The sequence below is a fragment of the Pseudomonas sp. SWRI154 genome (genome assembly GCF_014268645.1).
In the GTDB taxonomy this organism is placed as follows: domain Bacteria; phylum Pseudomonadota; class Gammaproteobacteria; order Pseudomonadales; family Pseudomonadaceae; genus Aquipseudomonas; species Aquipseudomonas marvdashtae.
In genome coordinates this window covers 114,843-125,581 of record NZ_JABWQW010000001.1, presented here as the reverse complement: position 1 = coordinate 125,581, position 10,739 = coordinate 114,843, and the positions used below count along the sequence as shown (strand labels likewise).

3 protein-coding genes are annotated in these 10,739 nt (G+C 66.3%); 2 read left to right on the top strand and 1 reads right to left on the bottom strand.

Annotated elements, in window-relative coordinates; translation table 11 throughout:
* Nucleotides 1–3 precede the first annotated feature (3 nt).
* On the bottom strand, nucleotides 4–6,441 hold the full coding sequence (locus HU806_RS00495; RefSeq protein WP_186609006.1) for a non-ribosomal peptide synthetase: 6,438 nt from the start codon (nucleotides 6,439–6,441) through the stop codon (nucleotides 4–6).
* A gap of 304 nt (nucleotides 6,442–6,745) precedes the next feature.
* Between HU806_RS00495 and HU806_RS00490 the strand changes: the two genes are divergently transcribed.
* Complete coding sequence (locus tag HU806_RS00490) at nucleotides 6,746–7,630, top strand: ABC transporter ATP-binding protein (RefSeq protein WP_186609004.1); 885 nt, start codon at nucleotides 6,746–6,748, stop codon at nucleotides 7,628–7,630.
* A complete protein-coding gene (locus tag HU806_RS00485; RefSeq protein WP_186609002.1) occupies nucleotides 7,627–10,722 on the top strand; it encodes a hypothetical protein in 3,096 nt (1,031 codons plus the stop codon). The genes HU806_RS00490 and HU806_RS00485 overlap by 4 nt, the downstream gene beginning before the upstream one ends.
* Nucleotides 10,723–10,739 lie beyond the last annotated feature (17 nt).

Here is a 10,739-nt window from a genome sequence, read left to right as displayed (position 1 = left end):
GCATCAGATGACGCCCTCTTCAACGCTGTCCGAAGACGGCTGGCACTCAAGGATTTGCGCCACCTCGGTCAAGGTGGCGGCGCCGAACAACTGGCCCATGGGCAGTTCGACGCCCAGGCGGGTGCGCAGCATTTCGAGAAAGCGCGTGGCCAGGAGGCTGTCGCCACCGAGGCGGAAAAAGTTGTCGTGGCACGACACACTCGGCACGTTGAGCAATTGCTGCCAGAGTTCGGCGATCACCTGTTCGTCCGGGCGCAGCGGTTGCTCGCCAACCACCGGGCGCGTTTGGGCGGCGTCGGCCAGGGAGACCAGCAGCGCCCGGCGATCGACCTTGCCGTTGTTGCTCAGAGGCAAGTGTTCCAGCACCAGGATCTGCTCCGGGCGCATGTACCCCGGCAGGCATTGCTCCAGGTGTCGCGCCAAGACCTGCGCCTCGGTGCTGGCGGTGACGGCGGCCATCAGTCGGTTATCCGCGACCAGTGCCACCGCTGTGTTTACGCAGGGGTGGCGGGCGAGGGCGGCTTCGATTTCGCCCAGCTCGATTCGATGGCCGCCAATCTTCACCTGGCTGTCAGCGCGGCCGAGAAACTCCAACAAGCCGTCGGGGTGGTAGCGACCCAGGTCGCCGGTGCGGTACCAGCCATCGACGAAGCGCTCGGCGTTCAACTGTGGCGCGTGACGATAGCCGCGGGCGACGCCGGCCCCACCAATCCACAGCTCGCCGGTGACCCAATCCGGACAGTCGCGGCCGAGGGCATCGACCACCCGGTAGGCCTGGTTCGCCAGCGGCACGCCGTAGGGGATCGAGCGCCAACCCGGCAAGGGTTGTTGCACTTGGAAATGGTTAGACCAGATCGCCGCTTCGGTGGCGCCGCCCAGGGCGATAAAGCGACAATCTGGCGCCTGTTGCCGCAAGCGTTGCGGCAGGTCGAGGCCAATCCAGTCGCCCGACAGCAACGCCACTTTCAGGCCCAGTGGCTGGCGGTCGTGGGCGTTGGCTTCGAGCAGCATGTCCAGCAGGGCCGGCACGCTGTTCCATAGGGTCACGCGATGCTGTTGCAACGCCCTGAGCCAGGCCCGCGCATCGCGGCGCTGACCCTCTTCGATCAGCACCAGCGCGCCGCCCACCGACAGCAGGCCGAACAGGTCGTATACCGAAAGATCGAAGTCCAGCGCTGACAACGCCAGGGTGCGGTCGCTGGCGCCGATGCCATGGCAGCGGTTGATCTCGGCCACGGTGTTCATCGCCGCGCGGTGGGTGATTTCCACACCCTTGGGCTGGCCCGTGGAGCCTGAGGTGTAGATCACGTAGGCCAGCTCTGCGGCCGAAATGGCGAGCGGCGCCGGCAGCGGTTCCGCGTCCAGCGCGCGGAGGGGATCGAGGTGTTTGACGCTGGACAGTTGCGGGTCCTTCCCGGCCAGGATCAGCGTGACGCCGGCCTGTTGCAGGATGCGCTGGCAACGCTGTAACGGCTGGTCGACCCCGACCGGCAGGTACGCGGCACCCGCGGCCAGGATGCCCAGCACGCTGGCGATCTGTCGTGGCCCCTTGGCCAGGGACACCGCCACCAGATCGCCCGGCACCACGCCGGCATCCACCAGGCTGCGGGCGATGCGTAGCGCCTGTTCGGCCAGCTCGCCATAGCTCAGCGTGCCGTGCTCGCCCCATAACAGCGCCGGACGTTGTGGCGCTTGGCGTGCCTGTTCGAAGAAGCCTTGGTGCAAGGTCGGGTCACCCGGCACGCTTGGGCCTGGGGCATTGAGCTGGGCGCGCAACTGCGCCTGGGCTTGGGGCAGGAGGTCGGGCGGTGGATTGTCCCAGGTGTACTCGGCCAGCCAGTTCAAGCTGTACAAATAGGCGTCGAACATCGCTTCGACAAGACCTTCGGGAAACAGGCCGACCACATAGTCCCAGTTCAAGGCTATACCGCCGTTGGCTTCCACCACCTGATGGTCGAGCCAGACCTGCGGGGTCTGGGTCAGGCCAAAGACTTGCCGGGCAAACGGCCCGTCCACCGGCGCGGCGGTGCCATCCGGGACCCCGAGCGCACTGGTGAACACCACGGGCATGCGCGCCTGTTGCTCGCCATTGCCCCGGGCCAGTTGGCGCAGCAGGCTCACCGAGCCGAGGCAACGGTGTTCCAGCGCCTCGCCCAGGGTGCGCTGGGTACGCCGGGCGCGGTCGACCCAGCGTTCGCCGGGCAGCGGGACATAACCGAGCAGCGTCAGGGAGGTGAAATCGCCCATGACCTGATCGATCTGGGGATGCAGAGCCCGACGATCGAACAGCGTGAGGTTGAGGCTGAGATCGGGACGGGCACTCCAGCGACCAAGGGTTTCGGCAAACGCGCAGAGCAGCACCGCCGACGCGGTGAGGCCGTGTTGTTGGGCCTTGGCCAGGATCGCTGCCCAGGCTTGCGCGTCGATTTGCCCTTGCAGACGCTCGAAGCGCGGTTGACCCAGGCTGGCGGGGTCCACCGCCAGCGGCAGTTGCGGATGGGCTGGCAACTCGGGCAGGCGCTCCTGCCAGAAGCGTTGCGCGGCTTGCAGTTCGGCCGCGTCCACCGCGGATTGCAGTTGATAATCGCGAAACGACAGTTGCAGTGGTACCAGCGTCAATTCGGGGTTGCGGTACAAGGCATCCAGTTCTGCGTAGAAGCGCAGGATGCTCAGGGCATCGAGGATCAGGTTATCCAGGCTGATGGCCAACCGGGTGTGCCGACCCTGAGTCACTGCCTGCACATCGAACAGCGGCCACTGGCCTGGATCGAACACGCGGTGGGCACAGTGTTCGCGCAAGTCGTCGAGACTGGCGTAGCCCTGGCCGATCTCGAAGGACGGCAACTGTTGCACGGGCAGGATGCGGGCCTGGCCGCATTGATCGAACACCGCGCGGAGCATTTCGTGACGCTCGATCAAGCGATCCAATGCGTTCTGCAGGCACGGCAGGTCGAGGTCCTCGACGTCGTACTCGCGATAGAAATGGCAGCTCACGCCGCCCAGTACCAGGCTCGGATCGCGGCCCAGCCAATAGGCTTGCTGCACCTCGGTCATGGGGAAAGGCGCGTGGCGTTGCGGCAGGTCGGGCACAATTGTGTGCAGCGCTTCAGCCAGGACTTGTCGATGCAAATCGGCACAAAAGTGCGCCAGCACCGGTTTGGCAAAGACCTGGGCGATCCGCGCGCCCCCCAGCCCTTGCTCTGCAAGCAGCCGCACCAGGCGGGTGGCGCTCAGGGAGTCACCGCCAAGGGCGAAGAAATTGTGCTCGCGGCAGACTTCACCACAGTCCAGCAATTGCTGCCAGGCACGCGCCACCTGGGTTTCGATGTCACCGCTGGGAGGGGACAGGTTGGCCTGCGCGGGGGCGCTGTTGGCCGCCAGCCAGGCGGCCAGCGTTTTGCGGTCCACCTTGCCATTGCCGGTCAAGGGCAACTGTGCGCAGCCCAGGATGGTGCCGGGAATCATGTAGCCCGGCAGGCGCTCGGCGAGATGCCGGGCGAGGCCCGGCGGGTCAAACCGGGTGGGCGCTTCGGGGCCGTTCGTCAGACGCACCACCGCCGCCAGTTGCTGGCCGGCCAGCAGGGCCACCGCGTGCTCGACGCCTGGCCAGGCGAGCAATGTGCTTTCGACTTCGCCGGCTTCGATGCGATAGCCGTGCAGTTTGAGTTGGAAGTCGCTGCGCCCAAGGAACTCGACGTTGCCGTCGGGGTGATAGCGGGCATTGTCGCCGGTGCGGTACCAGCGCAAGCCTTGATAGTCGACGAAACGTTCAGCGCTGCGCACCCGGTCGCCGCGATATCCCTCGGCCACACCGGCGCCGCCGATCCACAATTCACCGGCGACCCAGTCCGGGCAGTCGTGGCCGTGCGGGTCGACGATGCGCAGGCGGACGTTATCCAGTGGCGTCCCATAAGGCAGGCAGTGCCAGGGCAACGGTTGGCCGGGCAGCACTTCGAACAGGGTCGAGTGAATCGCGGTTTCGGTGGCGCCGCCCAAGGCCATGAAGCGGCAATCGGGGGCTTGGCCCCACAGCCGTGGCGCCAGGTCCGGAGCGACTTTGTCGCCGCCCAGCAACACTGCGCGCAGGGGTAGGCTGGCGCCGGTGGGGGCGCAACCGAGCAGCATGTCGAGCAACGCCGGCACGCAGTTGAGCACGCTGGCGCGATGGTGCAGGGCCAGTTCACGCCAGCGTCCGGCATCACGTTGCGCCTCGGGCTCGATACCGATCACCGCCGCTCCCGTCGACAGCGCGGCAAACAGGTCGAACACCGAGAGGTCGAACTCCAGCGCCGAGAGCGCGAGGATTCGGTCGTCGCTGTTCAGTAGCAAGCGCCGATGCAGGTCTTCCAGGGTGTTGGCGGCGGCCAGATGGCTGATCTCCACGCCCTTGGGTTCACCCGTGGAGCCGGAGGTATAGAGGATGTAGGCCAGGTCGCTGATCGCGCCGGGCCGGGGGCCGTCCAGCGCCGTGCTGGCGGCGGGCAGTTCCGTGAGCAATAAGCATGCGCCCGACGACTCCCGGATTTTCTGGCAACGCGCCACGGGTTGATCGACGCTGATGGGCAGGTACGTGGCGCTGCACGCCAGGATGCCCAGCACCGCGATGACCTGTTCGGGGCCCTTGGGCAATTGCAACGCCACCACGTCGCCGCGCCGCACGCCTTGGCCTTCGAGGTAGGCCGCCACTTGTAGGGCACGTTCGGCGAGCTCGCCGTAGTGGATGACGAGGTGATTGCCATGCAACAACGCGGGCAATTCGGGCGTCAGGCGCGCCTGGGCAAAAAAGCCTTCGTGCAGGCGCTGTACCGGCAGGGGTGCCGCTCGGCCTTGGACGCTGTTGCGGACCGCCAGTTGGCTGGCGGGAATCAGCGCCGGAGGCGGCAAATCCCAGGCTGAAGAATCAAAGCACAGGCGCTGCAACAGACCGGTATAGGCCTCGAACAAGCCATCCAGCACGCCGTCGGCGAACAGCCCTTCGCGGGCGTCGAGATTGACCAGGATGCCGCCATCCAGCTCGGTGACCTGGGCGTCGAGCCACACCTGCGGGCCCTGGGAAATGATCCAGGCCGGCTGGCCGAAACACGCCTGCACGCCCTCGGCGAACAATTCCCCCAGCCCCAGGGCGCTGGTGTACACCACCGGCGCCAGCACTTGCTCGCCGCGTTGCCGCGACAACTCGCGCAGCACTTCCAGGCCGGAAAACGCGCTGTGCGCCGCATCGCCGTGGAAGCGTCGTTGCAGGGCCGTGGCGCGAGCGGCGAACGTGCCGGCGACGTGACCGTCCCAAGCCAGCAGGATCGATGAGGTGAAATCGCCGACCAGGCGGTCGACATCGGCATGCAGTGGCGTGCGGTTGAACAGCGGCAGGTTGAGCAGCAGTTCAGGTGTCTCGCACCAGGCGCCCAGGGCTTCGCAGAACACCGCCGCCAAGGCCATCGCCGGCGTCAGACCGTGCTCCCGGGCGTGGCGTTCGAAGGCCTGGCGCTGGGACGGTGGCAGCCAATGGTGTCGACGTCGCACCTGGCGATCGTCGCCCTGGGGCTTGATGGGCAAGCGTGGGGCGCCGGGCAACGCGTCCAGACGATGCAACCAATAGTCACGGGCTTGTTGATGACGGGCACGTTGCTCGGGGCTGGCCTGTTCGTGGCGCAGGTCGGCCAGGTAACGAGCAAAGCTGTAGTCCAGAGCGGCCAGGGGTTGTTGGCGATACAGCTGCACCAAATCACCGAGCAGGGTACGCAGGCTCAGCGCATCGGCGGCGAGCATGTCGAGGTTCAAGTGCAGGCGCGTCCCGTCGGGCAGCAGCGACAACTGGATATCCAGCACCTGACCTTGTTCAACGGCCATCTGGCGGTGGGATAACTCTGCGCGCAACGCCTCCAGTCGTTGTTGCCGTTGCTCGGCGTTGGCCTGGCGCAAGTCATGCACTTTCAATCCCGGCCAGGGGCTGCGGGCAAGGATCCGCTGGCGGCCGTCGTCGAGAAACTGCGCACGCAACATGGGGTGGCGCGCCAGCAACGCCCGCACGGCGCCTTCCAGGCGAGTCGGGTCAACGTCGCGGCCATCGAATTCGTTATAGAAGTGCGCGGCCACACCGCCCAACTGCTGGCCGGGGGCGCGCCCGATCCAATAAGCGTGTTGCATCGGCGCCAGTTCGAAAGGCTGCCCTTCGTCCATCTGTACAGTGGGCGCGGCGGGGGCGGCAGGCGCCACATCGAGCAGTGCCAGCCAGGCCGACAGGCGCGGGTCGGCGATCAGCTCGGCAAAGCGCGCGGCCAGGCCGTGGCGGCGCCATTGGCCGGCGAGGCGAATCAGGGTGACGGAATCCAGCCCCCATTCGATCAGGTTCGCCTCCAGGGGAATCTGCTCGGCGGGCAGCTCGAGGGCTTGGGAAAGGGACTGGCGCAGCAGTGTTGCGGTTGAGGTGCTGGGAGTGGCCATGGCTCAACGTCTTCTCATTACTAGGGCCCGGACCGGGGTTGGCCCAGGCGCTGGGGGCAGGCAGTTGCTTGGGGGAAGATGCTAGTCATTCTCATTTTGCCAACTACCCGGATCGAATCGTTTTAGCCCCGCATCCGCGTCTCGCTCACCGGTTGCAGTGGCGTGCTGGCTAGGCACAACGCCGGTCGGTCGCAGGATGCGGTTGGAAAATGACTTGAATCGGGTAGAGCCCGGCCCATGGCCTTGATTACCGTCGCTCGCCGCCCTCATGCAGGGCCTGTGTCCCTCTGGTCTGGAGCTGTAGATGTCTGTCGATTCGGGTTTACAAGTGCGCGGCCTGCGCAAGCGCTACAGCAACGGCGTCGAAGCGTTGCGCGGCGTGGACCTGAGCGTCGGGCCGGGGATGTATGGCTTGCTGGGACCCAATGGCGCGGGCAAAAGCAGTCTGATGCGGACCCTCGCGACCCTGCAGCAACCCGACGCCGGCAGCATTCACCTGGACGGAGTGGATGTGCTGGTCGATGCCGATCATTTGCGTCGTCGCCTGGGCTATCTGCCGCAACAACTTGGCGCGTATCCAGGCGTGAGTGCACGGGACCTGCTCGATCGTTTTGCCTGGCTCAAGGGGCGAACCGACAGTCGCCAGCGCCGCGAGGAAATCGAGGGCCTGCTGGACAAGGTCAACCTCCAACAGGCTGCCCATCGGGCGCTCGCCACTTATTCGGGCGGCATGCTGCGCCGGTTCGGCATCGCCATGGCGCTGGTGGGCTCGCCACGCCTGTTGATCGTCGATGAACCCACGGCAGGCCTCGACCCGGCCGAGCGCAACCGTTTCCATCGGGTGCTCGCCGATGTTGCCGCCGAATCGATCGTGTTGCTTTCGACCCACATCGTCGAGGACGTCGAGAACCTTTGCAGCCGACTGGCGGTGCTGGCCGGTGGGCAGATTATTGTCGAAGGGAGCCCGGCGCAGTTGTTGGGCGCCGAGCAGGGCCGATTGTGGGAAGCGTCCTTGGACCGTGGCGAGTCGCTGCCCGACGCCTTGCATGTGGCCGCCAGCCCGCAGGGCAGCCGCGTCATCGTGCACGGCGAACGTCCCGCCGACCCGCGCTTCGTGCCCCATGCACCGCGCCTGGAAGACATCTATTACCTGGCGCTGGCCCAGGCGGGTGAGGCGCTCGACGCATGAATACTTTTGCTCTGCTGATGCGCGAGGCCTGGGTTGAAGTGCGCGCCGGGCTGCGCAGCGGCATTCCGTTGCTGGTGTTCCTCGGCCTGACCGGCTATCTGCTGATGGCTCTGGCCAACGCCGACTATGTGCAGAAAATGGGCGCCAGCGAGATCGCCCGCAATGCGCCGAGCTTGATTTACCTGATGTCGTGCGGCTGTATGTTCTTCCTGTTTTTTGCCTGGGCGTGGGTGTTTGCCCAACCGGCCCTGAGGGACCGCAACGCGCAGTTGGAAGAAGTGCTGTTGGCCTTGCCACTGTCGCTGCCGGCGCTGTTGTGGGGACGTTTTATCGGTGCGGCGTTGGTGGGCGGTTTGCTCGCCAGTTCGTTGATCGTCGGCTTTCTGGTCAGCCCGGTGCTGGGCTGGCTCGACTGGGTGCCGGCAGCGAGCATCGGCGCGCCAAACTGGTCGGCGCTGGGGTTTGCCTGGGTCGCCTTGCTGTTGCCGGTGAGCACCGGGATCGGTGCGTTGTATTACCTGCTGGCCTTGCGCAGCCGAGGCCTGGCCGCACCGTTTGCCTTGGCGACGGTGCTGATGCTGTTGTGGATGTTCGCGGTGGTGGTGCTCAAGGGCGGCCATATCAACCCACTGCTGGCCGCCAGTCTTGATCCTTCGCTGTTTACGTTTGCCCAGGCCCAGGTGGAAACCTGGACCGCTGCGCAGAAATCCCAATCGCTGCTGGTACTGACCCAGGGGTTCTGGCTCAACCGGGCGCTGTGGTGTGGGTTGCCCTTGTTGCTGTTGGCCGTGGTCCTGGCTCGCACCAGCCGCCAGGACTTGATGGGCCGCCGCAGCGGCGCTGTGCTGGCCGAGCCACCGATGTTGTTGGCCCGCCACGTGCGCTTGCCTGGCCCGTTGTCCGCCAGCCGCTGGTCGCAGGCCTTGTGGCGCGAGGTTCGCTGGCAGGTGCGGCAGTTGTTTGCCCGACGCGTTTGGTGGGTCGCCCTTGGGTTGCTGCTGGCCATGGGGATACTCAGCGGGTTTGTCCACATCGTCTGGCATGCGCGCGGGCCGATGGTGCCGCGACCGGATCTGATCTTGCCGTTGCTGTCGAGCGCGTCGTTCCTGGTGATCGCCTTTATTGTCGCGGCGCTGGTGGGGTTGGTGTGCCGGCGCGATGACGTCGAAGGCCTGGGCGCGATGTTGCAGGCAATCCCCGCACCGGCGTGGCTGCGTTTGTTGGGGCGGGTGGCCTGCGTGCTGACGGCGACGTTGGCCCTGGCGCTGGTGCCGGGCTTTGCCAGCCTGGTGATCAGCGCGATTGCCGCCCCCGATAACCTGGCGCCAGGCTTTGTGCTGATCTATCAGGCGCTGGTGTTCGCGCCGCCGCTGCTGGAACTGGCGATGCTCACGGTGCTGGTGCATGCCTTGATCCGTCGCTCCGGCCTGGCCTACGCGATGTCGATGCTGCTGACGTTTTTCCTGGTACTCAACCATGAGTTGGGGCTGGTCAGTTATCCCGCCTATGCCATGGCGATTCCGGCACACGTGGCGTTGTCGCAACTCACGGGCTGGGCGCCCTGGCTGCCTTATCTCGCCACCTTGACCAGTTGGAAACTTGCCGGCTGCCTGGTGATGGTCGCGGTGGCCGCGCTGCTTTTGCCTGGTGGTCCGGAACGGCGCCGTCTCGTCGATGTGCGTCGCCGCCTGCTGGGCTTGCCCGGTGCGCTGTTGGTGTTGGGGGCCGTGGGATTGCTGGGCAGCGGCGCGCTGTTGCATTGGCGTCTGGTGGAGCAGGGCGAGTACCGGTCGGTGGCCGAGGAACGGGCCGAGCACGCCGAATGGGAACAGCGCTGGCTGGCCGGGGCGGGCGCCTGGCAGGTAGCGGACGGCCGCTTGCGCTTGCGCGTCGACAGCGTTGCGCGACGTGTCGAGGGTGAATGGACGCTAGGGACGCTGATCTCCGCCAATAAGCATTTGGACGCCGAACTGCCGTCGGGTTTGCACGTCACGGCGGTGAGCGTCATGGGCCGACCGGTCACTTTCGAACAGGCGGCCGGGCATTTGCGCGTGCCTTTGGCGGAGTGCGCGGCGAGCGGCTGCAACGTGCAACTGAACTGGACGGTGGAAGCTGCCGGCTGGCCTTCCGAGGGTGATGCATTCTGGCTGGGGCCGCGAGGAGCGTGGCTGCAAGCGCGCCGTGTGATGCCACGGCTGGGCCTGGACAGCGGACGCTTGCTGCGTGCGCCGGTACAACGTGCCGAAGCCGGTCTGCCGCCTGAAGTGCCGAGTTTGCCGGCAGGGTCCGCAGTCGCGGTAGACGCGGTGGCACCGGCGGGGGCGTGGCAGTGGCTGATCGAGGTCGATGGCCAGGCGTTCAATGGTCAAAGCGCAGGGCCGCTGGACTTCGCCTATCACATGGGCGCTACGCGAGACCTCGACGGCGTGCAAGTGCTCGCCGATGCCGGCCGCCAACAAACCGCCCGTGAGGTGCGCGAAGACCTGGAAGCCATGTCCGCTTGTGTAGCTCGGCGTCTGGGCAGTCGCCCGACCGTCGAGTCCCTGAGCCAGTGGCCGACCGGCATGGGTGCCAGCCAGTTGAGCCAGAACCATCTTTTGCTGAGCCAGACGCCGGATTGGGACGTAGCGCCGGCGGGCGTCGGACGCTGGACGCGTCGCGCACATATCGCCGAACTGCTCGCGCGCCGAATGCTGATCGACGCCAGCGACCTGCGGCAAGCCCCGGGCTACCTCCTGCTGAGCCAGGGCGTGGCGGGCGCGATCGGGTTGTTGTGTGTCGGTGACGTCGACGGCGCCGACGCCCGTTCGGCGTTGGTGAAGTTGATGGGCGATGACTTGACCCGCGCCTTGGGCAATGACGGCGAGCCCATCGGCACCTTGGCCAATGCCCACGAACAGAGCTGGGTCGCGACGTATGCGCCGCTGGTGAGCCTTGATTGGGTGGCCGTGCAGAGCGCCGAACAACTGACGGCATTGACCGCAAATATCCGAAAAGGCCAGGGATGGCCCGCCGCGATCCACGACCTGCTGGGCGCGCCCTCCGATCAGGCAGTTACCGCGGCGCTCAAGCGCTGGGGGCCTGCGCAATGAATTCGAACCATCCCTTT

What these genes read in the sequence shown, in the direction of transcription:
- HU806_RS00495 (WP_186609006.1), bottom strand. Translation starts at nt 6,441, where the DNA reads ATGGCCACTCCCAGCACCTCAACCGCAACACTGCTGCGCCAGTCCCTT.
- HU806_RS00490 (WP_186609004.1), top strand. Translation starts at nt 6,746, where the DNA reads ATGTCTGTCGATTCGGGTTTACAAGTGCGCGGCCTGCGCAAGCGCTAC.
- HU806_RS00485 (WP_186609002.1), top strand. Translation starts at nt 7,627, where the DNA reads ATGAATACTTTTGCTCTGCTGATGCGCGAGGCCTGGGTTGAAGTGCGC.